We start from the raw sequence: 26,821 nt of genomic DNA on the forward strand, positions 1-26,821 counted from the left end.
TCGAAAGCGGGCCCAGCGGTCGGCCATGAAAAGGTCGTGCAGCTCGCCGATCGCCTCGTAGTCGTCGACGGGAGCTCGAGCGGTCACCGAGGAGCGCCCGTCGGCGACACGACTGGGGCGGACGGGGCGGGCGCGCCGCGCCGCCGGTCCAGCCACGTCGAGAGGGCGGTGAGGTGGGTGAGCTCGACGAGCATCCCGATGACGATGACGGTCAGCACGAGCGGCTCGCCGGGCACCGCGACCGCAGTCAGCGCGAGCACGAGCGGCGCGTTGCGCGCGCTCGTCGCGATCAGCAGCAGCGAGCGCTGCCCTCGATCGAGGCCCAGCCCCCGTGATAGGGCTTCGCCGATCGCGCCCATCACGAGGAAGAACGCCGCGACGACGACCGCGACGATTCCGAGGAGCACCCATTGCGTCTGCACCGTCGCGATGTTCCCGGCGAACAGGCAGGCGATGAGCGCGGCGATGACGAAGGGGATGCTCTGTCCCACCCGGGAGCGAATGCTCGCGCGGGCCTCGGGGGCGACCGCGATGCGCAGCAGGGCTCGGGCGATCGCCGCGAGGGCGAGCGGCAGCAGGAACCACTCGGCGATCGCGAGCAGCGGATCGCCGGGGCTCGCGGACGCGTCGGTGGTCACGAGCCAGCTCGCGAGGACGGTCAGGTAGACGGGGAAGAGCGTCAGCTGCAGCGCGAGGCTGATCGGGATCAGCACAGCGCCGGTGCGCACATCGCCCCCCGCTGTTCTCGTGAACCCCAGGAACCAGTCGGTGCACGGGAACAGGCAGAAGAGCAGCACTCCGAGGCGGACGCCGCTCTCGGCCGGGAGCGCCGCCGCGAGAGCGAGGGCGACGAGCGGGGTGATGAGGAAGTTCACGCCGAGGACGAGCGCAGCGAGACGCACCGTGCCGATCGGGGCGCCGCACGTCCGCGCGATCGGTCGCGGACTCGGACGCTCACGGCGGCTCATCGACGGAAGCTGGAGGTCGACGAGCAGGAGGACCAGCAGCGCGATGATGATCGGGTCGACGAACGAGGCGAGCGTCTCGGCGGCGGCGGGCGCGCCGGCAGCCGAGAGCCCCCCGATCACCATCGCGGCGACGACGAGCACGGCGACGGGGCGGCGGGACTCCGCGGAGGCGGAGCGCGGTGACGTCTCCGCCGTCAGCATGCGCACTCGATTCCGCAGCACGACAGATCGTCGGTGAGCATTCCGTTCTCGCGCCACTCCTCGAGCGGCGAGCGGTCGTGACCGGTCCGCTCGGCGATCACGCCGGCAACGTGGGCGAATCGCTGCCGGAACTTGTAGACGAAGCAGAACACGAGCGACTGGTGGCGCACGGAGGGCCCGGCGAGAAACAGCCCGGGAGTGATCGTCGACTCGTCGTCCTCGGTGAGCTCGGGAAGCCCGTCGGGGCGAAGCGCGAAGAGGGATCCGACGGGGTCGATCGCGGGGGAGTAGCCGGTCGCCGCGATCGGCCTCGACGGCGTGCTCTCGGTCGACCCGTCGTCGAGCGACAGGACGATGGACCCTGCCGTGGTGCGGAGGCGGCGGACCGGGCGGTCTGAGAGCTCGAGCCGGCCCGTGGCGGTGGCCTCGGCGAGGCGGATGCGCGTGCGAGGCGACAGCCGCTGGGAGGGGTCGGAGCCGCGTCCGGAATCCCACGGGGTGTCGGGGTCGAGGACGAGCACGTCGCTGCCCCTTTCGACGTGGTGGCAGGCGAGCTCCATCCCCGACTCGTTGCCGCCGACGACGATCACGCGCCCCTCGCGAAGCGCCCAGGCGGCCTCGGTCGACGAGTGGTCGAGCAGTCCGCTGCCGACGGCCTTGGGCAGTCTGGGCCGCGAGTACTCGCCCGTGGCCCAGACGAGCGTGCGAGCGCGGACGGGGCCGCGGGACGTGCGCACGACGAAGACCTCGTCGTCGCGGTCGACTCCCGTCACCTCGGTCCCGGTCATGACGGGAACCCGGAAGTGCCGGGCGACGGTGGTGAGGTAGCGGGCGTACTGCGCCCCGGTCGGATAGTCGACGCCGAGCGTGTATGCGGGAGATGTCGCGAAGTGCACCGAGTTGAGGTCGGTCGCGCCGAAGCCGTTGCCGGTGAACGACGGCGTGAGGAACCGCTGGTGGGTGGGCCAGTCGTGGAAGGTCTGCCCGATGTCGCCGCGCTCCACGACGCCGAACAGGAGGTCGTCGACGGCGCCGAGAGCAATCGCAGTTCCGACTCCGGCGGGGCCGGCTCCGACCACGAGGGCGTCGAGAGTGCTGCCGGGGGTGGGAGTGCGCTGCATGTGTCGTCCGATCACGGCTTATTGATAAGTGTTCTCAATAGCCTAACGGACGCGCCCGTGGCGCGGGTCTGCGACGACCGACGGCACTGCTCCCGCGCAAGCGCGGTCAGCGGTGCCGTGGATCGATCAGTCGCGGCGACTCAGTGCTCGTCGTAGTGGTCCTGGTGCTGCGCGTGCTTGTGGCCGTCGTGCACATAGTCGACGTGGTCGTCGTGCGAGACGGCCTCGTGGCCGCACGCCGTGCCGTGCTCGTGCTCGTCGACGGTGTGCTCAGCCTTGGTGTCGTGGTCGGTCATCCTCTTCCTCCTCTCACACTCGATCGGTTCTCTCCTCATCGACGTGCTGGAGCGCGTCGGTGACGATGTGGGCGATGTGCGCGTCGGCGATCTCGTAGATCGCCTCGCGTCCGTGGCGGGTCACCGTGACTGCTCCGATCTCGCGGAGCGTCGCGAGGTGCTGCGACACGAGCGGCTGCGACATCCCAGTCGCAGTCGTCAGGGCGGAGACGGTGAGCGGCTCGCCCGCGAGGGTTTCGATGAGTCTCAGCCGCGCCTCGCTGCCGAGCGCGCGGAACAGTCGTGCCGCGCTCGTGCGGCTCGCGGGATCGGACACCCTCCCAGGGTGCCCGATTCATAAACATATTACAATCTGTTTATCTATTGAGAATCGTTCTCCGTCGCGCGCCCGCGCATGTCGGCTCGCGCGGCGGGCCCGATCGGCTTAGCGGACGATCGGCTCGGTGGGCGGCATCGGCTCGTCGAGCACGTCATCGAGCGACGGATGCTCCGGCTGGGTCTCGAGGGCGGCCCCGGCATCAGCATCCGCCCCCGCTATCGCGGGCTCGGGCTGCGGGGCGCGCGAGCCCGCGCGCGGGTCGGGCCGAGTGACGAGCGCGCAGCCGGCGATGATCGTGACGAAGCCGACGAGCGTCCAGATGCTGACCGCCTCGCCGAGGAAGAGCGCGCCTGCGAGCACCGCGACGGCCGGGTTGACGTAGGTGATGGCCGACATCCGGATCGGCCCGACCTCGGCGACGAGCGCGAACATCAGCAGGAAGGCGACCGCGCTGCACAGCACAGCGAGGACGACGACCGAGACGATCGTCATGGTCGACGGCATCGACGTCGGCCATCCGCCGGTGAGCGCGACGATCGGCAGGTAGACGAGGCCGCTGATGCCGAGCGCGACGGCGATGACGCCGACACCGGGTAGGTCGTGCAGGTGACGCGCGAGGATCGCCGGGCCGATCGCGTAGCCGACGACGGCCACGGCGAGCTGCGCCACGGCGCCGAGGTCGGAGCCGCCGACGTCGAGTCCGACGATCGCGGCGACGCCGAGCATCCCGAGGACGACGCCGACTCCGTTGATCGCCGTCAGCCGATCGCGGCGCCCCAAGACAAAGGCGACGACGATCGAGACGAGGGGGATGCTGGCCAGCAGTAGCCCGACCGTCGAGCTCGGCAGCGTCTGCTCGGCGGCGTTGATGAAATACCAGGCGAGCACGATCTCGAACAGGGTGAAGGCGAGGAGCGGCTTCCAGCGGCGCAGCACGGGGCGGATGGCGCGGTGACGCGCGGCGATCGGAAGGAGCAGCGCGGCGGCGAGCGCGCAGCGGGCGAGGACGAGGAACTCCGGGGTGAGCTCGGCGATCGCGATCTTGATGAACAGGTAGGGCACGCCCCAGATGATGCCGAGCGAGGCGAAGAGGATGAGGCCGCGGCGGGTCATGTGCTCATTCTGGCCCGCCGCGGGCCTCGCTCCGTTCACGCGGATCGGCGGCCCTGCGGCGTGGATCAGTCGCGGCCGTGCGGCGCCACGACGGCGCGCGCCGAGAGCTCACCGGCGGCGAGCTTTCGGTACGCCTCGAGCGCGTCGTCGAGGCGGTAAATCTCGACCTCGGGCTCGATCTGACCGGCGCGGTAGAGGGCGACGACGTCGTGCAGGTCCTCGATCGTGCCCCAGTAAGTGCTCAGCAGCTCGGCCTCGTACGGCACGCCGAAGAAGCTCCACTCGTACGCGCCGCCCGCGATGCCGACGATCGTGACCCGGCCGAGGACGGCCACCGTGTCCATCGCGAGCTTCACGGTCGGGGCGACGCCGACAAAGTCGAACACGGCGTCGACGCCGCGACCTCCCGTGAGCTCGCGGATCGCCGCGGCCTGTCCGTCGCCGCCCGGCACGGTCGTCGCCCCGCGAGCGGCGGCGCGCTCCATGGCGTCGGTCTTCTGGTCGGTGGCGATGACCGTGGCACCGGTCATGGCGATGAGCATCTGGACGGCGAGCTGGCCGAGGCCGCCCAGGCCGATCACGAGGGCGGTCTTGCCGCCGCCAGAGAGCTTGTGCATTGAACTCTTGATCGCGTGGTACGGCGTGAGTCCCGCGTCGCTCAGGGGCGCGGCTGCCACGGGGTCGGCGTCTCCGAGCGCGACGAGGTTGCGCGCCGGGGCGACGAGGTACTCGGCCATCCCGCCGTCGCGGCCGAGTCCCATCGCGAGGTACGGCTTGCTGCCGACGTTGCGGCAGTACGTGTCCTGCCCCCGCGAGCACATGTCGCAGTTGCCGCAGCCGATGGGCCCGTAGACGAGGTAGGCGGCGCCCTTCTCGATGCCGGTCACGCCCTCGCCGACCTCCTCGATCCAGCCGGAGTTCTCGTGCCCGAGCGTGTACGTCGGCTTCAGCAGGCCCGCGGCGGGCATCTCGGGCCCGAAGTCCTCGAAGATCGCGACGTCGCTGTGGCACGCGCCGGCACCGGCGACCTTGAGCAGCACCTCACCCGGCCCGGGAGCGGGCCTCTCGATCTCCTCGATCGTCGGGAAGGTCTTCCACTGGCTGAATTGGACGGCGCGCATGCTGATCTCCTTCGGACTTTCGCGCCACGGTACGCCCGTGGTTCCGTCCCGGTCAGGGCCGGAAGTCCCGCTTCCAGGGCGCGATCAGGAACGCTGGACGCCGGGCGAAGCGTGGATGCTCGACGCGCGCCGCGCGGAGCGGACGGATCCTCGGATTCCGGTCGGTGCTCGGCCATACTGGCGCCATGCCCCCAGCTCTCTCCAGCGAAGCCCTGTCCACCACGATCGGCATCGGTGCCGTCGTCCTGATCCTGATCGTCGTCGCGATCGTCCTCCTGCGCGGCATCAAGGTCGCGAAGCCCGACGAGGCGATCATCGTCACCTCCCGTCAGAAGGCGACGGCCGAGCGCCCCCAGAACAACGAGTTCGACAACGTCGGCCAGAAGGTCGTCTTCGGGTCGCGGGTCTTCGTGAAGCCGGTCATCGAGGCCTACTTCAAGCTCAGCCTCCGCAGTCGCCAGCTCAACGTGCAGGCGACCGCGCAGACGAAGGACGCGATCACGATCAAGGTCAACGCCGTAGCCGTCGTCAAGGTCGGCGGCAGCGAGACCATGGTCCGCGCCGCCGCGCAGCGCTTCCTGAACCAGCAGGACCAGATCGAGTCGTCGACCGAGGAGGTGCTGAGCGGCTCGGTGCGCTCGATCGTCGGCCAACTCACCGTGACCGAGATCATCACCAACCGCTCGGCCCTGCAGGAGCAGGTGCTCGAGGCCGTGCGCGAGGCGCTCGACATCCAGGGACTGCAGATCGACACGCTGCAGATCAAGGAGATCGACGACGACAACAACTACATCCGCGACCTCGGCCGCGCCGAGGCGGCGCGCGTGAAGCAGGTCGCCGAGGTCGCCGAGGCGATCGCGCAGCAGGCGTCCGAGGAGGCCCGCATCGCCGCGGCCCAGGCGATCGCCGAGCAGCAGCGCAAGCTCGACCTGCGCAACGCCGAGATCCAGAAGGAGACCGACAAGGCGCGGGCCGAGGCCTCCGCCGCGAAGCCGCTCGCCGAGGCGATCGCCCAGCAGGAGGTCGTCGCGCAGCAGGAGGTCACGGCCGCCAAGCGCGTCGGCCTGCGCAAGCAGGAGCTCGACGCCGAGGTGCGCGCCGTCGCCGACGCGCAGGCGTACGCCCTCGAGAAGGAGGCGAGCGCGGCCGCCGCGGCGGCCGTCGCGAGCGCCGGCGCCGACAGGGATGCCCGCCGTGCGGCCGCCGAGGCCATCGAGTCCGAGGGCGTGGCTGAGCGCAATCGCCGCCGCAGCGCGGCGGAGGCCGTCGAGTCCGAGGGCATCGCGGAGAAGAACCGCCGCATCGCCGCAGCCGAAGCGCTCGCCGCCGAGGGCGAGGCCGAGGCCGGCGCCATCCGGCTCAAGGGAACAGCCGAGGCCGACTCGACCCGTGCGCAGGCCGAGGCTCTCGCCGAGCGCGCCGAAGCGCTCCTGCGCCAGCGCATCATCGACCAGCTCCCGGCGATCGTGCGCGCGGCCTCCGAGCCGCTCTCGGCGATCTCGTCGATGACGGTGATCTCGAGCGACGGCAAGGGAGCCGGCCAGGTCGGCGACTCGGTCGCGGGCCAGCTCGCGACCTCGACGAAGCTCATCAGGGAGCTCGTCGGCATAGACATCGCCGAGATCATCCAGGGCCGCGCCTCCGGCGAGGCCGCGGGCGAGGCGATCGGCGCCGCCCTCGCGGGCACGGGCTCGCGCGGCTCGGGCTCGCGCGGCAAGCGGGCGAGCGGCTCGACGACCACGGCCGAGTAGACGAGCGGGATGCTCGGGCGCGACTCGAGCATCCCGCCCATTGCCCGCGGAGCCCGCCGGGCGTATCGTCGCGCACCATGAGCGTCGTGCCGTGCCTGTGGTTCGAGTCGGAGGCGGCCTAAGGCCGTCGAGTTCTACGTCGATGTCATGCCCGCCTCTCGCATCACGGGGCGCATGGACGGGACGCCCGGACATCCGCCGGTGAGCGTCGACTTCGAGCTGCAGGGGCAACGGATGCTCGCCCTCAAAGGCCGCCCCGCCGACCAACCGGGCTTCACCGATGCGCTCTCGCTGCAGATCGAGGCCGAGTCGCAGGAGGAGATCGACCGGATGTGGGAGGCGCTCACCGCAGACGGGGGAGCGCCGGGCCGCTGCGGCTGGCTCCGCGACCGCTTCGGCGTCGCGTGGCAGGTCGTGCCCGGGCGCTGGGCGGAGCTGCTTCAGCAGCCGGACCCGCAGGCGGCGCAGCGGGTCATGCAGGCGATGATGCGGATGGAGCGCATCGTGATCGCCGAGCTCGAGGCGGCCGCCGCGGGCTGACTATGCGGGCGGGCGAGGTGCCGCTCAGGCGTCGAAGTCGAGTCGCATGACGCGGCGCCGCTTCGTCGGCCGCGCGACCTCGGTGAAGCCCGCCTCGACGAACGGGCCCACCGGTCCGACGCTCAGCTCGTCCCACGTGGCCTCAGCGCCGCCGGTGATCATCGGGTAGCCCTCGATTGCGCGCGCCCCCTGCGCGCGAGCGTGCGCGGCGGCGGCCGCGACTAGCGGGTACGTCAGTCCCTGGTGCCGGAACCCGCGGCGCACCACGAGGCACGCGATCGCCCAGACGCCGTCGTCGTCCTTGTCCTCGTGGCGCCCGGCCCACGGGACGGGGGAGTTGCGCAGGCGGCGGTAGGCGGGGCGGGCATCCACTGCGACCCAGCCTGCCGGATCGTCGTCGACCCAGGCGACGAGGCCGACCGTGCGCGTGGCCCGCGGGTCGTCGCAGCCGGTCGCATCGCGCAGGATCGCCGCGCGCTGCTCGACCGGCGCGGCGTACCAGTCGTGGTCGCCCAGGCGATGGCGCGTGCACTGGCAGCGGCCGGCGGTGCCGGTGAGGATGAGCTGCAGCTCGTCCCAGCTCGCCTCGTTCGCCGGGGCGATGCGAAGCGCGTCGGTCATGCGCCGAGCGTACTCAGCGGTCGGGGACCGAGCGCGTCAGCTGCGGTTCGTGCGGCGCTTGATCCAGCCCCACGCGGCGGTCGCGGCGAGCAGGATCAGGCCGATGAAGGCGAGCCAGAGCAGGCCCTCCACGACGAAGCCGACGACGGCGAAGACCGCCCAGAGGACGAGGAGGACGATGATGAGGGTAGTCATTCGACGGACCCTAGCCCACAGGTGCGGCGCGCCGCCAGAGGCGTCCACCGGCGGCTCTCAGGCGGGCCCGCGCCATCCGCCGCCTCGTCGCGTCGCCCGGCGTCGCCGGGCCGCGCCCTGCCGCCGATAGACTCGGGGATCGTGTCCAAGGTCTTGACGTCCCTGCCCGTCGGCGAGCGAGTCGGCATCGCGTTCTCCGGAGGTCTCGACACCTCCGTGGCAGTCGCGTGGATGCGCGACAAGGGTGCCATCCCCTGCACATACACCGGTGACCTCGGCCAGCCCGACGAGCCCGACGTCGAGGCCGTGCCCGGCCGCGCCAAGGAGTACGGCGCCGAGATCAGCCGCCTCGTCGACGCGAAGGCCGCGCTCGTCGAGGAGGGCCTCGTCGCCCTCGCGTGCGGTGCCTTCCACATCCGCAGCGGCGGAAAGGCGTACTTCAACACCACGCCGCTCGGCCGCGCCGTCACTGGCACCCTGCTCGTGCGCGCCATGAAGGACGACGGCGTCGAGATCTGGGGCGACGGCAGCACATACAAGGGCAACGACATCGAGCGGTTCTACCGCTACGGCCTGCTCGCGAACCCGCGCCTGCGCATCTACAAGCCGTGGCTCGACGCCGACTTCGTCACCGAGCTCGGCGGCCGCAAGGAGATGAGCGAGTGGCTCATCGCGCACGGCTTCCCGTACCGAGACTCGGCCGAGAAGGCCTACTCGACCGATGCCAACATCTGGGGCGCCACCCACGAGGCGAAGACGCTCGAGCACCTGAACGTCTCGCTCGAGACCGTCGAGCCGATCATGGGCGTGCGCTTCTGGGATTCCTCGGTCGAGATCCAGACCGAGGATGTCCGCATCGCGTTCGTCGAAGGACGCCCGACCGCGATCAACGGCCGCGAGTTCGCCGACGCGGTCGAGCTCGTGCTCGAAGCGAACCGCATCGGCGGGCGCCACGGGCTCGGCATGAGCGACCAGATCGAGAACCGCATCATCGAGGCCAAGAGCCGCGGCATCTACGAGGCTCCGGGCATGGCGCTGCTGCACATCGCCTACGAGCGGCTGCTGAACGGCATCCACAACGAGGACACGGTCGCGAACTACCACGCCGAGGGCCGCCGCCTCGGCCGCCTCATGTACGAGGGCCGGTGGCTGGACCCGCAGTCGCTCATGCTGCGCGAGAGCATCCAGAAGTGGGTGGGGTCGGCCGTGACCGGCGAGGTGACGCTGCGACTGCGTCGCGGAGAGGACTACACGATCCTCGACACCTCGGGCCCGGGCCTGTCGTACTCGCCCGAGAAGCTCTCGATGGAGCGCGTCGGAGACGCCGCCTTCGGCCCCACCGACCGCATCGGCCAGCTCACGATGCGCAACCTCGACATCGCCGACTCGCGCGCCCGTCTCGAGCAGTATGCGGCGCAGGGCATAATCGGCGGAGCCACCGCGCAGCTCGTGGGCCGCATCACCGCCGGTCACGCGGACGAGGTCACCGAGTCGGCGGCGCAGTTGTCAGCGGCGGATGCGGCGCTCGCCCACGCGGTCGACGCCGCGAACGAGGCCTCGGCCTTCGACTCCGGCACCGACTAGGTCGCGGTACGCGTTCGTCGTCCCGTTGCTTCAGTCGACGGGGAGGCTGACCGTTCCGAGGATGCGGCGTCGCGCGCCCTCGGGCCGCTCGGAGCGCTCGATGAGCGGGAGCAGAGCATCCCGGATCGTCGCCGCGACCTCGCGCCACTCGTCGTCGGTGGCGAACACGGCGACCTGGCGGAACCCGACGAGGTCGGCCTCGAGAGTCGATCGAGGTGCGGCCAGGTAGTCGTCGAAGGCAGAGGCGAGCGAGGCCAGGTATGCGAGGAAGCCGGCGCGCACGCGCTCGTCGTCGACGAGCGCTTCGTCGTCGGGGTCGACGCTCGCGCGCGAGAGGTTCAGTCGCAGGGAGCGCTCGCTCGCTCCTCGCACGCGCGTCTCGGAGACGACCTCGATCACGCCGCCATCGACGAGCGCCGCGACATGTCGGTAGAGGGTGGCAGGGGCGACGTCGCCGAGGCGTTCGGCGAGCTCGCGCGTCGTGGTCTGGGCGTGACCGAGCATCGACTGCACGATGCGGAGGCGCACGGGATGCAGCAGCAGAGTCGAGGTGGCCACGGGTTCCTTCCCTACGGGCGGAGGGCGAATGCGGCCAACTGTATCATTTGCTGGAATGTTATCAGTCTTGATAATATCTGTGCATCAACCGCCCCGCGATGACGTGCGCACCCCAGCGTTCGCGCGGGAGACGAGCCTCGAGGAGGGCGCATGCCGACCACCATCCACGCCGACCGAACCGGACTGACGCTGCGACTGGGGCTGCTCGACCGCGTGCTCGCGCTGCGAGGCGACGCCAGGATTCGCGCGGCCGACGTCGCCGAGATCGCGGTCGTGCCCGATGGGCTGGACTCGGTCACGGGCATTCGAGCTCCGGGGCTGGGCATCCCTGGCGCCCGCAAGATCGGCACCTGGCGACGGCGTCAGGGAGCGACCGTCGCTGTCGTTCGCGGGCGAGGTCCGGCGCTGTCGATCACGGCGACCGGCGGTCCTGTGCGCAGGGTCGTGCTGTCGACGCCCGATGCCGCCGAGCGCGCGACCGCACTCCGGGCTGCGCTCGCGGGGGAGGGCTCGTGATGACGTCGTCGGTCGAGCAGCTCTTCGAGCACGACGGCGCCGTCCGGCTCGTCGGGGCGCGGCGACGCGTCGAGGCACCGAGCGCCGTCGCCGTGCTGCTTCCCGGCAGCGGACCGATCGACCGCGACGGCGATGCGCGCGGCCTCGGCCTGGGCATCCAGCGACAGCTCGCCCAGGGGCTCGCCGAGCGCGGCATCGAGAGCGTGCGATGGGATAAGCGGGGCGTCGGCGCGTCGGAGGGGGAGTTCCTCGCGACGGGGTTCGACGACCTCCTCGACGACGCGCTCGGCATCGTCGACGAGCAGCTCGGCGGGAAGCTGCCCGTCATCGTCATCGGCCACAGCGAGGGGGCTTTCGTCGCGGCACGGGTCGCCGCGCGCCGGCCCGCCGTCGCCGGAGTCGTCATGCTGAGCGGCTCGGCCCGCTCGGGCCTCGAGGTGCTGCGCTGGCAGTCGCGAGCGGTCGCGGCCGACGTTCCTGGCATCGTCCGCGGACTGCTGCGCCTGCTGCGCACCGACGTCGAGCAGCAGACCGAGAAGAATCGGCAGCGCCTGCTGCGCACGACGGGAGACGTCGAGCGCATCGGCGGAGCCCGCGTGAACGCGCGCTGGTTCCGCGAGTTCATGGCGTACGACCCGCGCGCCGATGTCGACGCCTTCGATGGTCCACTTCTCGCCATCACCGGAACGCTCGACCTGCAGTCGCCTCCGGAGGACCTCGACGTCATCCGCTCGCGCGCCGGTGGTTCGACGCACACGGTCGCGCTCGATGGAGTCAGCCACATCCTGCGCGCGCAGTCTCGGCCGACGCTGCGCACCTATCGAGCGGATGCCCGGCGCCCGATCGACGAGCGCGTCGTGGCCCTCATCGCCGCATGGTGGAACGAGGTCAGTGAAGCGGCTCCGCGATAGAGCCTGGCTCGGTGCTGGCCGCGCCGCGTCCCGCCGCGTCGCGCCGCGCCCTGCGGCTGGGCGGCGCCGGCACGTCGGCGCCACTGTGCACCAACTCCGGAGCTCTGGCTCGCCGGCCGCGTCGTATCAGGGATCGCGGTGAGCAGCGGCACGAATCTCCGGAGTACGTGCACGCCCGGCGCGGGCGCGGGCGCGGGCTCGGCGCAAGCGCAAGCGCGAGCGCGGGCTCGGGTGGGCAACTCGCTCGACGACGCGCGCTCGCAGTCGCAGAGCGCGTCTATCGGTCAGTTGCTGCGCCGAGGCCCGGAGGTCGCTGCAGCGAGTGACCGATAGACCAGATCTGCTACCGCCGAGCACGCCTGAGTGACGCGGCGGAGTTCCGCGACGCTGCTTGCGCCAGTGACGGGGCTTGGGCGGCGGGCGATCGGCGCACGCCGGAGCAGCGCCGCGTCTCGCGGGCCGCCGACCTCAGTGGCGCGGCTTGCGCGCCGGGCGCTCGTCGCGGTCGCCGCCGCGCGCGCCCCCGCGCTCGTCGCGCGAGGCTCCGCGGCGCGGGCCCCGATCCGGCTTGAGCTCGATGAGCCGTCCGCTGATGCGCGTCGACTCGAGCTTGCGCAGCGTCGCCAGCGGCAGCTCGGCGGGCAGCTCGACGACCGAGAAGTCGGGCATGATCTTGATCGCTCCGAAGTCGTCGCGCGACAGCCCGCCCTCGTTGGCGAGGGCGCCGACGATCTGGCGCGGCTCGACGCGGTGACGCTTGCCGACCTCGATGCGGTACGGGGCGAGGGCCGGGCCGCCTTCGCGTCGCGGGCGTCGCTCGCCGCGGTCGGTGCCCGCGCCGCCGCCGGTGCCGGACCCCGCAGACGCGCCGCGCGCATCCGCGTCTCGCGAGAACTTCGGCGGCCGGATGTCCTCCTCCGTCAGCAGGAGCGGCGAACCTCCCTGCGCGACGACCGCGAGCGCGGCCGCGACGTCGGCCTCGGGCACGTCGTGGTGCTCGACGTAGTGGGCGATGATGTCGCGGAACACTCCCATGAGTGCAGCATCCGACAGCGCCGTCGTGATGGCGTCGTCGAAGCGCGCGAGGCGCGTCGCGTTGACGTCGTCGACGCTCGGGAGCTGCATCTGGGTGAGCGGCTGACGCGTCGCGCGCTCGATCGCGTCGAGCAGGCGGCGCTCGCGCGGGGTGATGAAGCTGATTGCGGCGCCCGAGCGCCCGGCGCGACCCGTGCGGCCGATGCGGTGCACGTACGACTCGGTGTCGACGGGGATGTCGAAGTTGACGACGTGGCTGATTCGCTCGACGTCGAGTCCGCGCGCGGCGACGTCGGTCGCGACGAGGATGTCGAGCTTGCCCGACTTCAGCTGCTCGACGGTGCGCTCGCGCTGCACTTGCGCGACGTCGCCGTTGATCGCCTGCGCCGAGTAGCCGCGGGCGCGCAGCTTCTCGGCGAGCGTCTCGGTCTCGTTCTTGGTGCGGACGAACACGATCATGCCCTCGAAGTTCTCGACCTCGAGGATGCGCGTGAGGGCGTCGACCTTCTGCTGGTACGACACGACGAGGTAGCGCTGCGAGATCGTCGAGGAGGTCGTGGTCTTCGTCTTGACCGTGATCTCCTCCGGGTCGCGGAGGTACTGCTGCGAGATGCGACGGATCGAGGCGGGCATCGTCGCCGAGAACAGGGCGACCTGCTTGTCGACGGGGGTGTCGGCGAGGATCGTTTCGACGTCCTCCGCGAAGCCCATCTTGAGCATCTCGTCGGCCTCGTCGAGCACGAGGTACTTCAGCTCGGTGAGGTCGAGCGTTCCCTTCTCGAGGTGGTCCATGATGCGGCCGGGGGTTCCGACGACGACGTGGACGCCGCGGCGCAGCGCCGAGAGCTGCACGCCGTAGCCCTGGCCGCCGTAGACGGGCAGAACGTGCACTCCGCGCAGGTGCGAGGCGTACTTCTCGAACGCCTCGCACACCTGCAGGGCGAGCTCGCGCGTGGGGGCGAGCACGAGCGCCTGCGGCGTCTTCTGCGCGAGGTCGAGGCGGGAGAGGATCGGCAGCGCGAACGCCGCGGTCTTGCCCGTGCCGGTCTGGGCGAGACCGACGACGTCGCGCCCCTGCAGCAGCGGGGGGATCGTCGCGGCCTGGATCGCCGACGGGGTCTCGTACCCGACGTCGTCGAGAGCCATCATGACGGCGTCGCTGAGACCCAGCGACGAGAAGGGGATGCTCGGGGGCGCGCTGTCGGCCTCGGTCGCGGTGGTCGAATCAGCTGAGGTCATGCCTCAACGGTATGCCCTCAGAGCGTCGCGGCGGGCGCGAGCACGCGGCGCTCCGCCTCGACGACCGGACGGATGCTCGTGATCGTCGCGGCGCCGCCCGCGAGCAGCGCGGCATCGGTGCCGGTGTCGAACCGCGCGGAGGGGTCGGCGATGGCGAGATCGATGTGCCCGTCGTCGGACTCGGTGACGGTCGTGTGGACGATTCCGAACCGCGCGAGCGGGGCCTCGAGCAGCGCGAGCGCGGCGGCGCCGCCGGCGTCGACGTTGGGGACGTTGACGTTGAGGACGGTGCCGATCGGCTGATCGGCGATGAGGGGGAGCACGCGCGCGACGATCGCTGCCGCGGTCTCCCAGTGCGGGTGCTCCTCCGCGTTCGCGACGGCGAGGGAGACGGCGAGGCCACGCCCGTCGTTGAGTCCGCCGGTGAGTGCGGCGCCCACCGTGCCCGAGTGCAGGATGGCGTGGCCGACGTTGGCGCCGCGGTTGATGCCGGAGAGCACGATCTCGGGCGCGGGGCCGAACGAGCCGTGCGCGGCGAGGAGGGCGATGAGCGCGGGCGCGGCGTAGACGCGGTGCGCCGGCGCGTCCAGCCCCGGGAACGTCTCCTCCCGCACGCGGATGCGTCCGCGACCGCCCGCCGCGGTCACTGCGTAGGCATCGTGCGCCGTGATGGATGCGCTGCTGCCGCTCGCCTCTTCATCCGGTGCGGCGATCACGACATCGTGGCCCGCCGCGATCGCGACGCGTGCGAGGGCGTGCAGCCCGGGGGAGTCGATTCCGTCGTCGTTGGTGACGAGCACGCGCATTCGTCAGTCCTCTCTCTCGTCGGCGGGCGCCGCGTTGAGCTCGGTCACATCGACGTGCTCGGCGAAGGCGAGGATCGTGCTCGCCTCGCCCGTCCCGAGGCCGTGCCGCGTGACGTTGAGCGCGCCCGCGGCCGCTCCGACGACGATGGCGCGCCGCGCGTCGCCGGCGTCGCCGGCGAGGGTCGCCGCGACGCCCGCGGTCAGCGAGTCGCCCGCGCCCTTGGTGTCGACGACCTTCATGTCGGGGGTCGTGACGCGCAGGACGGTGCCGTCGACGAGCGCGAGCACGCCGTCGCTCGCCCGCGAGACGATCACGGTCGCCGCGCCCTCGTCGTTCAGCCGGTGAATCGCGCGGATGATCGCGTTCTCGTCGTCCTTCTCGTCCTCGTCGATCCGGCCGTCCTCGGCGAGCTCCTCGTGGCTCGTCTTGACGACGTCGAGGCCTCCCTCGAGCGCGCTCACGAGCCGCTCGCCGGCGAGGTCGGCGATCACGAGGCAGCCGAAGGCCTCCAGATCGGCCGCGAGGCGCCGGTAGGTGTCGGCCGGAAGGACATCGTCTCCTGCCGGTCCGCTGAGGAGCACGACGTCGGCCGCCATCGACTCGCGGATCGCGATCGCGTACAGCTCGTCGAGCTCGTGGCGCGAGAGCGGCGGGTCGTCGGTCTCGACAATCGGGCTGCGGTCGCCGTCGCGCCGGTCGTGCACGTACGCGGCATTGCCGTCCTCGCGCTCCACCCCGACCACGCGGAACCCCTCGTCGAGCAGGAGGGTGCGCGTCACCCGGCCCGTCTCTCCGCCGAAGGAGGCGCAGATGGTGACGTCCGCGCCGAGCGCAGCGAGCATCCGCGCCTGCCATATGCCCTGCCCGCCCGCGTGCACGTGGACGTCGCCGTTGCGGCGACCGGCCTCGATCGTGATGGTGAGCAGGGGCGCAGGGGCGAAGACGACGACGCGCCCGCTCGGCGGCTCGTCGCCGGTCTCGCGCTGCGGTCGGGGGGTGCGGGACATCGGCCCTCCTCAGTCGTGACGGGCCCAGGCTAGCCGGGGGCGCCGTCGGCCGGCGCACCCCGTTGACAGGAGAAGGAGCCGCGGCTAACGTGCAACCAAATGGTTGTAGAAACTCTCTCTCCCGACGAGGTCGATCGCCTGTTCCAGGCGCTCGCCGATGCCACGCGTCGCGACATCCTCGCTCGCGCGCTCACCGGCGAGCACTCGGTCACCGCGCTCGCCTCGCGCTACGAGATGAGCTTCGCGGCCGTGCAGAAGCACGTCGCCGTGCTCGAGCGCGCGTCGCTCGTCGTCAAGACCCGCAGGGGGAGGGAGCAGCTCGTGACCGCCGACCCCGACGCCCTCGCCGCCGCGCGAGGCCTGCTGGAGCAGTACGAAGCTCTATGGCGGCTCCGCGTCGCCGCGATCGACGACCTGCTCGCCGACGGCTGAGCGGCGAGCACCGGAACCACCGACAGGAAGGAGCGGGCCATGCCCGTCATCGGAACCGAGATCGACCGCGAGGCGCTCACCCTCGTCGTCACGGCGGAGTTCATCGCGACGCCCGAGAGGGTCTGGCAGCTGTGGGCCGACCCGCGGCAGCTCGAGCGCTGGTGGGGCCCTCCCGGCTGGCCGGCGAGCTTCCCGCGCTACGAGTTCGAGCCGGGCGGCGAGGCCCGGTACTCGATGTCCGGCCCCGCGGGGGCGTCGAGCGCGGCATGGTTCCGCTTCACCGCGATCGACGAGCCGCGGCGCATCGAGCTCATCGACGGCTTCTCGGGAGACGACGGCGAGCCGACCGATGCGATGCCGAGCATGCGCATGGCCGTGGAGATCGAGCCGTCCGGCGGCAGCGGAGGTGCCGTCACGCTCATGAGCGTGCGCACGGTCTTCGACTCGAACGATGATCTCGAGAGGATCACGAGCATGGGCATGGTCGAGGGGATGACGGCGGCGATGAACCAGATCGACGAGCTCCTCGCCTAGACCCCCGTACCCTGGAGGCATGGCGATAGAGCGCGGAATCCGCAACAACGGCACGGCGGGCGACCCGCGACCGGTGGCGGATGCTCGACCGCAGGTGCGGCCGACGACCGAGGGCTGGCAGCAGAAGCTCGACGAGGAGGGGCGCCCCCTCCTGCAGTTCGCCTCGCCCAAGCGCGGCAATCCGCCCGTGCACTGGGCTGATCTTGACGTCGATGGCCGCATCGCGGCGGTGCGCGAGCGCGGGCTCCCGGCGTTCCGCGCGAAGCAGCTCTCGACCCACTACTTCACGCATTACACAGCCGACCCCGCGGCGATGACCGACCTCCCGGCCGCGGGCCGCGCTGAGCTCGTCGCCGAGCTCCTCCCGCCGCTGCTGACCGAGGTGCGCCGACTCACGACCGACAACGGCGACACGATCAAGTTCCTCTGGAAGCTGCACGACGGCGCTCTCGTCGAGAGCGTGCTCATGCGCTACCCGGGGCGCGTCACACTGTGCGTGAGCTCGCAGGCCGGCTGCGGCATGAACTGCCCCTTCTGCGCGACCGGGCAGGCAGGGCTCACGCGCAACATGTCCGCCGCCGAGATCGTCGATCAGGTCGTCGCCGCGAACCGGGTACTCGCCGAGGGCGGGCTCGGCGGGCGCAAGAAGGGCGACGAGACCCCCGACCGCGTCGGCAACATCGTCTTCATGGGCATGGGCGAGCCCCTCGCGAACTACGCGCGGCTCATGAGCGCCGTGCGCACTATGGTCGCGCCCCAGCCCGACGGGCTCGGGATGAGCGCGCGCAACATCACCGTCTCGACCGTGGGCCTCGTGCCGGCCATCAGGAAGCTCGCCGACGAGAAGATCCCGGTGACGTTCGCGCTGAGCCTCCACGCGCCGGATGACATCCTGCGCGACGAGCTCATCCCCGTCAACTCGCGCTGGAAGGTCGACGAGGCGCTCGACGCGGCCCGACAGTACTTCGACAAGACCGGTCGCCGCGTCTCGATCGAGTACGCGCTCATCAAGGACATGAACGACCACGCCTGGCGCGCCGATCTGCTCGCGGACAAGCTGCTCGAGCGCGGTCGCGGCTGGGTCCACGTGAACCCCATCCCGCTCAATCCGACCCCCGGCTCGATCTGGACGGCCTCCGACCGCGACGTGCAGAACGAGTTCGTCCGTCGTCTCAATGCGGCGGGCATCCCGACGACGCTGCGCGACACGCGCGGCAAGGAGATCGACGGAGCCTGCGGGCAGCTCGCGGCGGCCGACGCCTAGGGCAGCTCGCGCCTGGCCCGCTTCTCGGCGAGCTCCTCCGCCCAGCCCTCCTCCTTCTGGATGTATTCGTTGTCGGCGTAGTCCGCGAAGTCGCTCTCGTCGGTGATGCGCCGCACCTCGATCGAGTTGCCCGGCCCGAGCGGGCACCTCTTCGCCCACTCCACGGCGTCCTCGAGCGAGTCGGTCTCGATCGTCCAGTAGCCGTTGAGGAGCGCGGGGGTCTCGCCGTAGGCGCCGAGCACGGCCTCGGAGGCCGCGCCGCTCTCTCCGAACCGCACCACGGCGCCCTGGGAGGCGTCGGCCAGCCCTGCGCCGCCGGTCATGACCCCCGCCTCCATCAGCGATTCGTTGAACCGTCCCATCGCGGTGATGATCTCCTCGAAGTCGACCTCCTTCGAGGCCGCGAGCGCCTCGTCGGTCGAGCGCATGATGAGCATGAACTGGGGCATGGCGGCTCCTTCGCGGATTCGGCGTCGCGGGGCGCGGCACTCGGGAGTAGCGTAGGCGGCCCGCGCGGAAGGACTCCGGCATGATCGACAGGCGCCCCCGTGTTCCGTGACCGCCTCGACGCGGGCGCCGAGCTGGCCGACGAGCTGCTCCGAATCCGCCTCGATCGCCCCGTGGTCCTCGCGCTGCCCCGAGGCGGAGTCCCCGTAGCGGCGGTCGTTGCGCGCGCCCTCGGCGCCCCGCTCGACCTGGTCGTGGTCCGCAAGCTCGGATCCCCCGACCAGCCCGAGTACGCGATGGGCGCGATCGCCGAGGGCGGGGTGCGCGTGCTCGACGCCTCCACGATCCGCCTGCTCGCGGTCTCCGATGCCGACATCGCCGCCGTCGAGAGCGCCGAGCGCGCCGAGCTCGCCCGACGCGTCGAGCGCTACCGACGAGGCCGTCCGCCCCTGGATCTGACGGGGCGGGAGGCCGTGGTCGTCGACGACGGGCTCGCGACCGGCGCGACGGCGCGCGCCGCCTGCCTCTCCGCCCGCGCTCGCGGTGCGGCCCGCGTGGTGCTCGCCGTTCCCTGCGCCCCGGCCGACGTCGCCGATCGGGTTCCCGAGGCGGATGAGGTCGTGTGCCCCGTGCGCGCGGCTGCCTTCTTCGCGGTCGGGCAGTTCTACGCCTGCTTCGATCAGGTCGATGACGCGGACGTGCTGAGAGCGCTCGATGAGGCCGGCCCGTCGGCGGCCTCGGAGTGGCGTGAGGCCATGAGCGAGCAGCGCCGCGAGGAGCCCGACCCCTGGGAGGTCGACCCGACCCTCATGCGCAACCAGGCGTCGCTCACGACGAGCGAGGGCACCGTGTGGGTCGCAGCGGCCGCCGTGACGTCCGTGCTCGTCGTCGGCATGCTCATCGCGCTCTGGTGGCGACTCGACGCCCCGCTCGCCCTCCTCGGCGCGCTGGCCACTGCGGTGCTGATGCTCGCCATGATCATCGTCCGCTACGCCGTGCGCTCGCGCCGCTCCCGCCTCGTGACGCTCGCGGCGCTGTTCTGGCTCATGGTGCTCGCCGACCTCGCGATCGTCCTCGTCGTCGCGATCGGGCCATGAGTGCTCGCGGGAGCGCTCGCGGTCGCGGCGGGGCGCGCGGCGCTCCGGCGCTCAACGCCTCGCGCCGGTGACGATCGAACGATTTTCGCGGGAAGCAAGAAGCGGCAATCTTGCGATGGAGGCCCGGCCCGTTCTTCGCAGGCGGGCATCCGTCGATCGCTACGATCGGCTCGACCCCCTGAACGAGCCGCGAGCGGCGCGATGACCCGCGCACGCCGCAAGGAGTGAATCCTCATGACCGACGTCGTCACCGCCCACCGTGAAGCCTGGAAGGCCCGAGAGGCCCTCGCCGAGCAGCTGATCCCCCGGATCGGGCGGCTGTATCGGGAGCACGGGGTCGTGACGGGCATCCATGGGCGTCGACTCATCAACCAGTCGGCGATCGGCGTGCTCAAGGCGCACAAGTACGCCGAGCACGTCACGGGCGCGCCCCTCGCGCTCGCCGACACCGAGCGCGTGCTCGACGCGCTGCTGGAGATCGGGCCGCGCCCGGCGTCGCTCGACATCGCGCGGCTCATCTCCGGCTACGCCGAGGCGGGAGACGAGCGCTCGCTCGTGGAGTACGTGCGGGACGCGCTCGACCTCGTGTGCGCAGACGCGGCCGACGACGGCGCGCAGGAGGGCACCGATGTCGTGCTCTACGGGTTCGGGCGCATCGGGCGTCTGCTCGCCCGCATCCTCATCTCTCACGCCGGCAACGGGGGAGGCCTGCGCCTGCGGGCGATCGTCGTCCGCCGCGGCGGCGAGAACGATCTCATCAAGCGCGCGAGCCTGCTGCGTCGCGACTCGGTGCACGGGCCGTTCGAGGGCACGATCTCGGTCGACGTCGAGAACGAGACGATCCTCGCCAACGGCACGCTCATCCAGGTCATCTACTCCGATTCGCCGACGAGCGTCGACTACACCGCCCACGGCATCCACGACGCGATCGTCGTCGACAACACCGGCCGCTGGCGCGACGAGGAGGGGCTGTCTCTGCACCTGCAGGCGACCGGCGTCGCGAAGGTGCTGCTCACGGCGCCGGGCAAGGGTGCGCTCAAGAACATCGTGCACGGCATCAACCACGACACGATCTCGGCGGAGGACCTCATCGTCACCGCGGCATCGTGCACGACCAATGCCGTCACGCCCGTGCTCAAGGTCATCGAGGACGCCTGGGGGATCCGCCACGGTCACGTCGAGACCGTGCACTCGTACACGAACGACCAGAACCTCATCGACAACTTCCACAAGGGCGACCGTCGCGGCCGCTCGGCGGCGCTCAACATGGTCATCACCGAGACAGGGGCGGCCAAGGCCGTCGCGAAGGCGCTGCCCGAGCTCGCCGGCAGGCTCACCGGCAACGCCATCCGCGTCCCGACGCCCGATGTGTCGATGGCGATCCTCAACCTCCAGCTCGAGCGACCCACGACGCGCGAGGAGGTCAACGAGCACATCAGGCAGATGTCGCTGCACTCCGATCTGCGGCAGCAGATCGACTACATCGAGAGCCCCGAGATCGTGTCGAGCGACTTCATCGGCAGCCACCGCGCCGGCATCGTCGACGGTCTCGCGACGATCTGCACGGGCGACTCGGTGATCGTGTACGTCTGGTACGACAACGAGTTCGGGTACTCATCGCAGGTCATCCGCGTGCTCGAGACGATGGCGGGGTCGCACCCGCGGGTCGTGCCCGCGCGGATTCGGGCGTAGGGCGGCGCGAGCGCAGCATCCGTCGCCTGACGCGTCGCGACGCGCACCCGGCACGGCGGGGGCTACCGGAACGCGGGGATGCCCGTGATCGCGCTGCCGAGCACGAGCGTGTGCACCTCGTCGGTGCCCTCATAGGTGCGCACCGACTCGAGGTTGTTGGCGTGCCGCAGCGGCGAGTGCTCGAGCGTCACGCCGTTGCCGCCGAGCATCGTGCGGGCCTCGCGCGCGATGTCGATCGCGACACGCGCGTTGTTGAGCTTCCCCACCGAGATCTGGTGGGGCTGCAGCAGCCCGGAGTCCTTGAGACGCCCGAGCTGCAGGGCGAGCAGGAAGCCCTTGTCGATCTCGAGCGCCATGTCGACGAGCTTCTGCTGCGTCAGCTGGTACGCCGCGATCGGCTTGCCGAACACCTCGCGCCTCTGCACGTACGAGAGCGCGGCGCGGTAGCTGTCGAGCGCGGCGCCCATGACGCCCCAGACGATGCCGTAGCGCGCCTGGTTGAGGCACGTGAACGGGCCGCGGAGGCCCTCCGCGCCCGGCAGCTGAGCGCTCGCGGGGACGCGCACCTCATCGAGCGCGATGTCGCACTGCACGGATGCCCGCATCGACAGCTTCTGCCCGATCGGCGTCGCGACGAAGCCCGCGGAGTCGGTCGGCACGAGGAAGCCGCGGATGCCGCCGTCGGTCTGCGCCCAGATGACGGCGATGTCGGCGATCGACGCGAGGCCGATCCAGCGCTTCGACCCGGTGATGACCCAGTCGTCGCCGTCGCGGCGCGCGTGCGTGCGCATCGAGGCGGGGTCGCTGCCGGCCTCGGGCTCGGTAAGGCCGAAGCATCCGATCGACTCCCCGCGTGCCATGCGCGGCAGCCACTGCCGCTTCTGCTCCTCCGACCCGAAGGTGTGGATCGCCGTCATCGCGAGCGAGCCCTGCACCGAGACGAAGGTGCGCAGCCCCGAGTCGCCGGCCTCGAGCTCGGCCGCGGCGAGTCCGTACTCGACGGCCGAGCGCCCCGCGCAGCCGTAGCCCTCCAGGTGCATGCCGAGGAGCCCCAGCTCGCCCATCGGTCTGACGATCTCGGTCGGGAACACGCCCGCCTCGAACCACTCGGCGATGTGGGGTCGCAACTCGGCGTCGACGTAGCCGCGCACGCGATCGCGGGTCGCACGCTCTTCGTCGCTGAGCAGCGTGTCGAAGCCGATGAGATCGAGGGGCGAATCGGTCATGGCGGTCCTTCCGGTCATCCTCATGCTGGCCCGTGACGCGCTTTTTGTCCACCTGTACAGTTGCGGCATGATCCGCCCCCTCGACGGGATGCTCGTCGCCGACTTCAGCCGCGTGCTCGCCGGCCCCACCGCCGCCGTGATGCTCGCCGACCTCGGCGCCCGCGTGATCAAGGTCGAGCGCCCGGGCGCTGGCGACGAGACCCGGGCCTGGGGCCCGCCGTGGGCCGGATCGTCGAGCGCCTACTTCGAGGCGGTGAACCGCTCGAAGGAGTCGATCGCCCTCGATTTCACCGACCCTGGCGACCTGTCGCTGGCCCGCGCGCTCGCCGATCGCGCCGACATCGTGCTCGAGAACTACCGCACGGGGACTCTCGAGCGGTTCGGTCTCGACGCTGCGAGCGTGCGCGCGCGCAACCCGCGCGCCGTCTACTGCTCGATCACGGGGTTCGGATCGACCGGCGAGGGGGCGACGATGCCGGGCTACGACTTCCTCGTCCAGGCCGTCGGCGGGCTCATGAGCATCACGGGCGACGCGGGAGGCGAGCCGCGCAAGGTCGGCGTCGCGATGGTCGACCTGCTCGCCGCGAACCACGCCGCGATGGGGGTGCTCGCCGCGCTGCTGCACCGCGAGAGGACGGGCGCCGGGCAGCACGTCGAGGTCGCTCTGCTGTCGAGCCTCATCGCCTCGCTCGCCAACCAGGCCGGCTCCTACCTCGCGACCGGCGCCGCGCCGCGGGCGCTCGGCAACCGGCACCCCTCGATCGCGCCGTACGAGACGCTCCACTGCCGCGATGCGCTCCTCGCCGTGGCCGTCGGCAACGACGCGCAGTTCCACGCTCTCTGCGGCGTGCTGGGGGATCCCGCTCTCGCCCGCGACCCGCGCTTCGCGACCAACCCCGCGCGGGTCGAATACCGCGATGAGCTCCAGGCGGCGCTCGAGGCGCTGCTGGCCGTCGACGACGCCGCCGTCTGGGCGACGCGGATGCTCGGCGCGGGGGTGGCCGCGGGCACCGTGAACGGGATCGGCGAGGCGCTCGCGCTCGCGCGCCGGCTCGGACTCGAGCCGACCGTCGAGGTGGGGGCGGGGCATCCGCCGCAGCTCGCGCACCCCGTTCGCTACTCGGGATTCGCGCCGGCCGCGCCCACGGCGCCGCCGGCTCTCGACGCGCACGGCGCCGCCCTGCGCGCGTGGCTCGCCGAGCCCGTCGACTGATCGGCGGCCCCGGCCTGCTCTATACACGCCGGCGACGCGACGCCAAGAATCCGCCGAGGGGGAGTGCCGCTCCGCCCGTGCCGACTCCTAGGCTGTGAGAAGGTGTGCAACGCTGCCGACCTCACTCGGGCGGATGCGTGCACCGCGATTCCCAAGGAGCCTCATGAGCAAGTACGCAGTGATCAACCCGGCCACGGCTGAGACGGTCAAGGAGTACGCGACCGCGACCGACGCCGAGATCTCCGCCGCGATCGATTCCGCGCACGCCGCAGCGCGCGGCTGGGCCAGGACTAGCACTCGCGAGGAGCGCGCGGCGCTCGTCGCCCGCGTCGCCGACCTCCACCGCGAGCGCCGTCAGGAGCTCGCCGAGATCATCGTGCGCGAGATGGGCAAGCCGATCGGCGACGCCCTCGGCGAGGTCGACTTCTCCGCCGACATCTACCAGTACTACGCCGACAACGGCCCCGCCCTGCTCGCCGACGAGCCGGTCGACCTCGCGGTGGGCAGCGAGGGCTCGGCGTTAATCCGCAAGAGCGCGCTCGGCGTTCTGCTCGGCATCATGCCGTGGAACTTCCCGTACTACCAGGTCGCCCGCTTCGCCGGCCCGAACCTCGTGCTCGGCAACACGATCATCCTCAAGCACGCCGCGCAGTGCCCGGCCTCCGCCGAGGCGATCCAGCGCATCTTCCTCGACGCCGGCTTCCCCGAGGGCGCCTACGTCAACGTGTACGCGACCAACGACCAGATCGGCACGATCATCGCCGACCCGCGCGTCGCGGGCGTCTCGCTCACCGGCTCGGAGCGCGCCGGCGCCGCCGTCGCCGAGCAGGCGGGCCGCCACCTCAAGAAGGTCGTGCTCGAGCTCGGCGGCAGCGACCCGTTCATCCTCCTGTCGACCGACGACCTGGATGCGACGGTCGAGATGGCTGTCAACGCGCGCGTCGACAACAGCGGTCAGTCGTGCAACGGCGCCAAGCGCTTCATCGTCGTGGAGGACCTCTACGACGCGTTCCTCGGGAAGTTCGTCGCGAAGATGGACGAGGTCGGCCCCGGCGACCCGATGGCGGGCGAGGCGGCGTACGGCCCGCTGTCGTCGGCGGCGGCCGCCGAGAACCTCGAGCGCCAGGTGACGCAGGCCGTCGAGAACGGCGCGCAGGTGCTCACGGGCGGGACGCGCGAAGGCACGTTCTTCTCGGCGACCGTGCTCGCCCACGTCGACGCCGGCAACCCGGCCTTCTACGAGGAGTTCTTCGGCCCCGTCGCGCAGGTCTTCAAGGTCGCGAACGAGGAGGAGGCGATCCAGCTCGCCAACGACACCCCGTTCGGGCTCGGCTCGTACCTGTTCACGACCGACACCGAGCAGGCGGCGCGCGTCGCCGACCAGATCGACGCGGGCATGGTCTATGTCAACTGCGTGCTCGCCGACAGCCCCGAGCTGCCCTTCGGCGGCATCAAGAACTCGGGCTCCGGTCGCGAGCTCGGAACGCTCGGCATCGACGAGTTCGTCAACAAGAAGATGATCCGCATCGCCTAGTCGGCGGCGGGGGAGCGGCCGGGCGCGGAATCGAGCGCCCGGCCGCTCTGCGTCTGCGCTGCTGATCCCGCTCGCGCCTCGGCCCGCACCATGAGCTCGCGCGCGAGGAGCGTCGATCCGACGACGGCCGCCGGCATCACGACGATCGCGCCGCCGGGGATGAGGAACGTCAGCTGGGTCATCACGCCGAAGCCGAGCTCGCGGGCACGCGATCCGCGCAGCAGCCGGCGCCGGGCATCCCGCCCCATGCCCCGTGCCTGGAACGGACGCTGCGTGAGCTCGCGCGCGATCAGATGCCCCCCGAGAAGCGCGCCGGTGACCGGCCCCGCGACCGCGCCGACCACGGGGATGAGGCCCACCGCGAACGTCGTGAGCCCGTAGCCGATCGCGCGCAGGACGAGAAGGACGGAATCGCCGACCGAGCGCCAGAACCCGAAGGCGCCGGGCGAGAACTCGCCCAGGTCGGCCTCGGCGCGACGCCAGATGCGCTCGTAGAACGGGTCGCCGACCAGCAGCGTCAGTGCGGTGAACGTGTAGAAGGCGAGCACGAGCAGCCCGACGACCACGAGCGTGCCCGCTGCGCCGCGCACGAGCTCTCGCTCGGCCTCGCCCCACCCCTCGGCGAACGGCGTCAGCCACGCGCCGATGCCGGCGGCGTTCGCACCGAGCGCGACCGCGCCCGCGATGACGACGGCGGCGACGATCACGGCGGGCACCATGCCGAGCGCCATGACGCCGGGGCGGCGGCGCCACATCCCGAACCCGCGCCAGAGGAGGCCGGCTCCGGCGAGCAGCTCGTTCGCGATGCCGGGCCGGCGAGCCCGATCGACGCGGGCGGGGCGGGGTGCGCGATCTCGTCGGCGGCTCACGCGATCACCCTAGTGACGGCGCCATCGGCGGGGGACTTTCGCCCCTGACTGCGCGGCCCCGCCCCGCGTACGATCGGCGCCATGACAGTGCTCGTGGTCGTCGAATCCCACTGGGGCAACACGGAGCAGGTCGCGCGCGCGATCGCCGGGGGCGTGCGCGACGCCGGTCTGCCGGTGGTCATCAAGAACGTGCAGGATGCCCCCGTCTCGCTCGCGGACGTCGAGCTGCTGATCGCCGGCGGTCCGACCCACGCCTTCTCGCTGTCCCGCGGCTCGACGCGCCAGAGCGCCGGGCTGCAGGGCGGCACGGCCGGATCCGCCGCCACGGGGCTGCGGGAGTACCTCTCCGCGCTCGGCGCCGCGGCGGACGATCATCCTCCCGTCGTGACCTTCGACACGCGAGTGCGGCACTTCCCCGGGTCGGCCGCTCGTGCAGCGGTGCGGATCGCCCGGCGCGGGGGCTTTCCCGTCGACCTCGAGCCGGAGAGCTTCTGGGTCGACGACACCGAGGGGCCGCTCGAGGACGGCGAGCTCGATCGCGCCCGTAGGTGGGGACGCGATCTCGCCGGCCATGTCGGCCCTCTAGGCTGAGCCCTCGGAGCGCGGTCTG

The 26,821-nt window shown here is 71.5% G+C and carries 28 protein-coding genes; 13 read left to right on the forward strand and 15 right to left on the reverse strand.

The annotated features are described in order from the left end of the window. Positions 1 to 83: 83 nt before the first annotated feature. The 6 genes from FHX53_RS06580 to FHX53_RS06605 all read right to left on the reverse strand — a co-directional run bounded on the left by FHX53_RS06580 (position 84) and on the right by FHX53_RS06605 (position 5,139). Positions 84 to 1,190 (reverse strand): bile acid:sodium symporter, encoded by a 1,107-nt coding sequence (locus FHX53_RS06580; protein WP_182490525.1) that lies wholly within the window; start codon positions 1,188 to 1,190, stop codon positions 84 to 86. Further along, entirely contained in the window at positions 1,163 to 2,305 is a 1,143-nt protein-coding gene (locus FHX53_RS06585) for an NAD(P)/FAD-dependent oxidoreductase (RefSeq protein ID WP_343050874.1), read from the reverse strand. Before FHX53_RS06585 ends, FHX53_RS06580 begins: the two co-directional genes overlap by 28 nt. Positions 2,306 to 2,430: 125 nt before the next feature. Then, positions 2,431 to 2,586 carry a zinc transporter permease gene (locus FHX53_RS06590; protein WP_182490526.1) on the reverse strand — a complete coding sequence of 52 codons (156 nt, stop codon included), beginning with the start codon at positions 2,584 to 2,586 and terminating at the stop codon, positions 2,431 to 2,433. A gap of 13 nt (positions 2,587 to 2,599) precedes the next feature. Next, on the reverse strand, positions 2,600 to 2,902 hold the full coding sequence (locus tag FHX53_RS06595; protein ID WP_182490527.1) for a metalloregulator ArsR/SmtB family transcription factor: 303 nt from the start codon (positions 2,900 to 2,902) through the stop codon (positions 2,600 to 2,602). A 108-nt stretch (positions 2,903 to 3,010) separates the two neighbouring features. After that, positions 3,011 to 4,018: a DMT family transporter gene (locus FHX53_RS06600; RefSeq protein WP_182490528.1), complete on the reverse strand. Its 1,008-nt coding sequence runs from the start codon at positions 4,016 to 4,018 to the stop codon at positions 3,011 to 3,013. 65 nt (positions 4,019 to 4,083) lie between these two features. Beyond that, positions 4,084 to 5,139: an NAD(P)-dependent alcohol dehydrogenase gene (locus FHX53_RS06605; RefSeq protein ID WP_182490529.1), complete on the reverse strand. Its 1,056-nt coding sequence runs from the start codon at positions 5,137 to 5,139 to the stop codon at positions 4,084 to 4,086. A gap of 185 nt (positions 5,140 to 5,324) precedes the next feature. On the opposite strand from FHX53_RS06605, the gene FHX53_RS06610 reads away from it, so the two are divergent. Both FHX53_RS06610 and FHX53_RS06615 read left to right on the forward strand, forming a co-directional pair. Beyond that, the gene (locus tag FHX53_RS06610; protein WP_182490530.1) at positions 5,325 to 6,890 is read left to right on the forward strand and encodes an SPFH domain-containing protein; all 1,566 of its coding nucleotides are present in this window, start codon (positions 5,325 to 5,327) and stop codon (positions 6,888 to 6,890) included. 174 nt (positions 6,891 to 7,064) lie between these two features. Then, the gene (locus tag FHX53_RS06615) at positions 7,065 to 7,430 is read left to right on the forward strand and encodes a VOC family protein (RefSeq protein ID WP_246335504.1); all 366 of its coding nucleotides are present in this window, start codon (positions 7,065 to 7,067) and stop codon (positions 7,428 to 7,430) included. Positions 7,431 to 7,454: 24 nt separating this feature from the next. Here the strand turns inward: FHX53_RS06615 and FHX53_RS06620 are convergent, their stop codons facing one another. Both FHX53_RS06620 and FHX53_RS06625 read right to left on the reverse strand, forming a co-directional pair. Next, positions 7,455 to 8,051, reverse strand: a complete 597-nt coding sequence (locus tag FHX53_RS06620) for a GNAT family N-acetyltransferase (RefSeq protein ID WP_182490531.1) — start codon at positions 8,049 to 8,051, stop codon at positions 7,455 to 7,457. Positions 8,052 to 8,087: 36 nt separating this feature from the next. Then, positions 8,088 to 8,246 carry an LPXTG cell wall anchor domain-containing protein gene (locus tag FHX53_RS06625; protein WP_182490532.1) on the reverse strand — a complete coding sequence of 53 codons (159 nt, stop codon included), beginning with the start codon at positions 8,244 to 8,246 and terminating at the stop codon, positions 8,088 to 8,090. 141 nt (positions 8,247 to 8,387) lie between these two features. Between FHX53_RS06625 and argG the strand changes: the two genes are divergently transcribed. Then, on the forward strand, positions 8,388 to 9,830 hold the full coding sequence (gene argG / locus FHX53_RS06630) for an argininosuccinate synthase (protein WP_182490533.1): 1,443 nt from the start codon (positions 8,388 to 8,390) through the stop codon (positions 9,828 to 9,830). A gap of 30 nt (positions 9,831 to 9,860) precedes the next feature. On the opposite strand, the gene FHX53_RS06635 is transcribed toward argG, so the two are convergent. Next, positions 9,861 to 10,388, reverse strand: coding sequence for a helix-turn-helix domain-containing protein (locus tag FHX53_RS06635; RefSeq protein WP_182490534.1), 528 nt, complete (start codon positions 10,386 to 10,388; stop codon positions 9,861 to 9,863). A gap of 150 nt (positions 10,389 to 10,538) precedes the next feature. Here FHX53_RS06635 and FHX53_RS06640 point away from each other — a divergent pair, with 150 nt between their 5' ends. Both FHX53_RS06640 and FHX53_RS06645 read left to right on the forward strand, forming a co-directional pair. After that, complete coding sequence (locus tag FHX53_RS06640; protein WP_182490535.1) at positions 10,539 to 10,904, forward strand: hypothetical protein; 366 nt, start codon at positions 10,539 to 10,541, stop codon at positions 10,902 to 10,904. Then, a complete protein-coding gene (locus tag FHX53_RS06645) occupies positions 10,904 to 11,815 on the forward strand; it encodes an alpha/beta hydrolase (RefSeq protein ID WP_182490536.1) in 912 nt (303 codons plus the stop codon). The genes FHX53_RS06640 and FHX53_RS06645 overlap by 1 nt, the downstream gene beginning before the upstream one ends. A gap of 468 nt (positions 11,816 to 12,283) precedes the next feature. Here the strand turns inward: FHX53_RS06645 and FHX53_RS06650 are convergent, their stop codons facing one another. Genes FHX53_RS06650 through FHX53_RS06660 form a run of 3 tightly spaced genes read right to left on the reverse strand, consistent with a single transcriptional unit; the run spans position 12,284 to position 15,903 of the window. Then, the gene (locus FHX53_RS06650; protein WP_182490537.1) at positions 12,284 to 14,089 is read right to left on the reverse strand and encodes a DEAD/DEAH box helicase; all 1,806 of its coding nucleotides are present in this window, start codon (positions 14,087 to 14,089) and stop codon (positions 12,284 to 12,286) included. A gap of 17 nt (positions 14,090 to 14,106) precedes the next feature. After that, positions 14,107 to 14,895 (reverse strand): 5'/3'-nucleotidase SurE, encoded by a 789-nt coding sequence (surE, locus tag FHX53_RS06655; RefSeq protein WP_182490538.1) that lies wholly within the window; start codon positions 14,893 to 14,895, stop codon positions 14,107 to 14,109. Positions 14,896 to 14,898: 3 nt separating this feature from the next. Then, on the reverse strand, positions 14,899 to 15,903 hold the full coding sequence (locus FHX53_RS06660; RefSeq protein ID WP_182490539.1) for a PfkB family carbohydrate kinase: 1,005 nt from the start codon (positions 15,901 to 15,903) through the stop codon (positions 14,899 to 14,901). 99 nt (positions 15,904 to 16,002) lie between these two features. Here FHX53_RS06660 and FHX53_RS06665 point away from each other — a divergent pair, with 99 nt between their 5' ends. From FHX53_RS06665 to rlmN, 3 genes are read left to right on the forward strand one after another with little or no spacing between them, the layout of a single operon-like run. Further along, a complete protein-coding gene (locus FHX53_RS06665; protein ID WP_182490540.1) occupies positions 16,003 to 16,335 on the forward strand; it encodes an ArsR/SmtB family transcription factor in 333 nt (110 codons plus the stop codon). A 39-nt stretch (positions 16,336 to 16,374) separates the two neighbouring features. Further along, the gene (locus tag FHX53_RS06670; RefSeq protein ID WP_182490541.1) at positions 16,375 to 16,869 is read left to right on the forward strand and encodes an SRPBCC family protein; all 495 of its coding nucleotides are present in this window, start codon (positions 16,375 to 16,377) and stop codon (positions 16,867 to 16,869) included. Between the two features lie 19 nt (positions 16,870 to 16,888). Next, on the forward strand, positions 16,889 to 18,133 hold the full coding sequence (gene rlmN, locus FHX53_RS06675; RefSeq protein ID WP_182490542.1) for a dual-specificity RNA methyltransferase RlmN: 1,245 nt from the start codon (positions 16,889 to 16,891) through the stop codon (positions 18,131 to 18,133). Here rlmN and FHX53_RS06680 read toward each other — a convergent pair. Then, positions 18,130 to 18,582 carry a YciI family protein gene (locus FHX53_RS06680; RefSeq protein ID WP_220476222.1) on the reverse strand — a complete coding sequence of 151 codons (453 nt, stop codon included), beginning with the start codon at positions 18,580 to 18,582 and terminating at the stop codon, positions 18,130 to 18,132. The two genes, rlmN and FHX53_RS06680, sit on opposite strands and share 4 nt — an antisense overlap. A 99-nt stretch (positions 18,583 to 18,681) precedes the next feature. Between FHX53_RS06680 and FHX53_RS06685 the strand changes: the two genes are divergently transcribed. Next, the gene (locus FHX53_RS06685) at positions 18,682 to 19,677 is read left to right on the forward strand and encodes a phosphoribosyltransferase family protein (protein WP_182490543.1); all 996 of its coding nucleotides are present in this window, start codon (positions 18,682 to 18,684) and stop codon (positions 19,675 to 19,677) included. Between the two features lie 234 nt (positions 19,678 to 19,911). Continuing rightward, positions 19,912 to 21,369: a glyceraldehyde-3-phosphate dehydrogenase gene (locus tag FHX53_RS06690; protein ID WP_182490544.1), complete on the forward strand. Its 1,458-nt coding sequence runs from the start codon at positions 19,912 to 19,914 to the stop codon at positions 21,367 to 21,369. 62 nt (positions 21,370 to 21,431) lie between these two features. Here the strand turns inward: FHX53_RS06690 and FHX53_RS06695 are convergent, their stop codons facing one another. Beyond that, the gene (locus FHX53_RS06695) at positions 21,432 to 22,595 is read right to left on the reverse strand and encodes an acyl-CoA dehydrogenase family protein (protein ID WP_182490545.1); all 1,164 of its coding nucleotides are present in this window, start codon (positions 22,593 to 22,595) and stop codon (positions 21,432 to 21,434) included. A gap of 67 nt (positions 22,596 to 22,662) precedes the next feature. Between FHX53_RS06695 and FHX53_RS06700 the strand changes: the two genes are divergently transcribed. Together FHX53_RS06700 and FHX53_RS06705 are read left to right on the forward strand one after the other, a co-directional pair. Further along, positions 22,663 to 23,808, forward strand: coding sequence for a CaiB/BaiF CoA transferase family protein (locus FHX53_RS06700; RefSeq protein ID WP_182490546.1), 1,146 nt, complete (start codon positions 22,663 to 22,665; stop codon positions 23,806 to 23,808). Between the two features lie 163 nt (positions 23,809 to 23,971). Next, a complete protein-coding gene (locus FHX53_RS06705) occupies positions 23,972 to 25,342 on the forward strand; it encodes an NAD-dependent succinate-semialdehyde dehydrogenase (RefSeq protein ID WP_182490547.1) in 1,371 nt (456 codons plus the stop codon). Here FHX53_RS06705 and FHX53_RS06710 read toward each other — a convergent pair. Continuing rightward, positions 25,339 to 26,211, reverse strand: a complete 873-nt coding sequence (locus tag FHX53_RS06710; RefSeq protein WP_343050877.1) for an EI24 domain-containing protein — start codon at positions 26,209 to 26,211, stop codon at positions 25,339 to 25,341. The two genes, FHX53_RS06705 and FHX53_RS06710, sit on opposite strands and share 4 nt — an antisense overlap. A gap of 81 nt (positions 26,212 to 26,292) precedes the next feature. Here FHX53_RS06710 and FHX53_RS06715 point away from each other — a divergent pair, with 81 nt between their 5' ends. After that, positions 26,293 to 26,802 carry a flavodoxin family protein gene (locus tag FHX53_RS06715; RefSeq protein WP_182490548.1) on the forward strand — a complete coding sequence of 170 codons (510 nt, stop codon included), beginning with the start codon at positions 26,293 to 26,295 and terminating at the stop codon, positions 26,800 to 26,802. Positions 26,803 to 26,821 lie beyond the last annotated feature (19 nt).

The organism is Microcella alkalica, from assembly GCF_014137945.1.
In the GTDB taxonomy this organism is placed as follows: Bacteria; Actinomycetota; Actinomycetes; order Actinomycetales; family Microbacteriaceae; genus Microcella; species Microcella alkalica.

Excerpts from the sequence above, each read along its gene's own strand:
- FHX53_RS06660 (WP_182490539.1), bottom strand. The coding sequence starts at position 15,903 with ATGTCCCGCACCCCCCGACCGCAGCGCGAGACCGGCGACGAGCCGCCG.
- surE (WP_182490538.1), bottom strand. The coding sequence starts at position 14,895 with ATGCGCGTGCTCGTCACCAACGACGACGGAATCGACTCCCCCGGGCTG.
- FHX53_RS06610 (WP_182490530.1), top strand. The coding sequence starts at position 5,325 with ATGCCCCCAGCTCTCTCCAGCGAAGCCCTGTCCACCACGATCGGCATC.
- FHX53_RS06700 (WP_182490546.1), top strand. The coding sequence starts at position 22,663 with ATGATCCGCCCCCTCGACGGGATGCTCGTCGCCGACTTCAGCCGCGTG.
- FHX53_RS06715 (WP_182490548.1), top strand. The coding sequence starts at position 26,293 with ATGACAGTGCTCGTGGTCGTCGAATCCCACTGGGGCAACACGGAGCAG.
- FHX53_RS06705 (WP_182490547.1), top strand. The coding sequence starts at position 23,972 with ATGAGCAAGTACGCAGTGATCAACCCGGCCACGGCTGAGACGGTCAAG.
- FHX53_RS06625 (WP_182490532.1), bottom strand. The coding sequence starts at position 8,246 with ATGACTACCCTCATCATCGTCCTCCTCGTCCTCTGGGCGGTCTTCGCC.
- FHX53_RS06640 (WP_182490535.1), top strand. The coding sequence starts at position 10,539 with ATGCCGACCACCATCCACGCCGACCGAACCGGACTGACGCTGCGACTG.
- FHX53_RS06615 (WP_246335504.1), top strand. The coding sequence starts at position 7,065 with ATGGACGGGACGCCCGGACATCCGCCGGTGAGCGTCGACTTCGAGCTG.
- FHX53_RS06620 (WP_182490531.1), bottom strand. The coding sequence starts at position 8,051 with ATGACCGACGCGCTTCGCATCGCCCCGGCGAACGAGGCGAGCTGGGAC.
- FHX53_RS06670 (WP_182490541.1), top strand. The coding sequence starts at position 16,375 with ATGCCCGTCATCGGAACCGAGATCGACCGCGAGGCGCTCACCCTCGTC.
- FHX53_RS06680 (WP_220476222.1), bottom strand. The coding sequence starts at position 18,582 with ATGCCCCAGTTCATGCTCATCATGCGCTCGACCGACGAGGCGCTCGCG.
- FHX53_RS06645 (WP_182490536.1), top strand. The coding sequence starts at position 10,904 with ATGACGTCGTCGGTCGAGCAGCTCTTCGAGCACGACGGCGCCGTCCGG.
- FHX53_RS06590 (WP_182490526.1), bottom strand. The coding sequence starts at position 2,586 with ATGACCGACCACGACACCAAGGCTGAGCACACCGTCGACGAGCACGAG.
- FHX53_RS06650 (WP_182490537.1), bottom strand. The coding sequence starts at position 14,089 with ATGACCTCAGCTGATTCGACCACCGCGACCGAGGCCGACAGCGCGCCC.
- FHX53_RS06605 (WP_182490529.1), bottom strand. The coding sequence starts at position 5,139 with ATGCGCGCCGTCCAATTCAGCCAGTGGAAGACCTTCCCGACGATCGAG.
- FHX53_RS06695 (WP_182490545.1), bottom strand. The coding sequence starts at position 22,595 with ATGACCGATTCGCCCCTCGATCTCATCGGCTTCGACACGCTGCTCAGC.
- rlmN (WP_182490542.1), top strand. The coding sequence starts at position 16,889 with ATGGCGATAGAGCGCGGAATCCGCAACAACGGCACGGCGGGCGACCCG.
- FHX53_RS06665 (WP_182490540.1), top strand. The coding sequence starts at position 16,003 with ATGGTTGTAGAAACTCTCTCTCCCGACGAGGTCGATCGCCTGTTCCAG.
- FHX53_RS06600 (WP_182490528.1), bottom strand. The coding sequence starts at position 4,018 with ATGACCCGCCGCGGCCTCATCCTCTTCGCCTCGCTCGGCATCATCTGG.
- FHX53_RS06690 (WP_182490544.1), top strand. The coding sequence starts at position 19,912 with ATGACCGACGTCGTCACCGCCCACCGTGAAGCCTGGAAGGCCCGAGAG.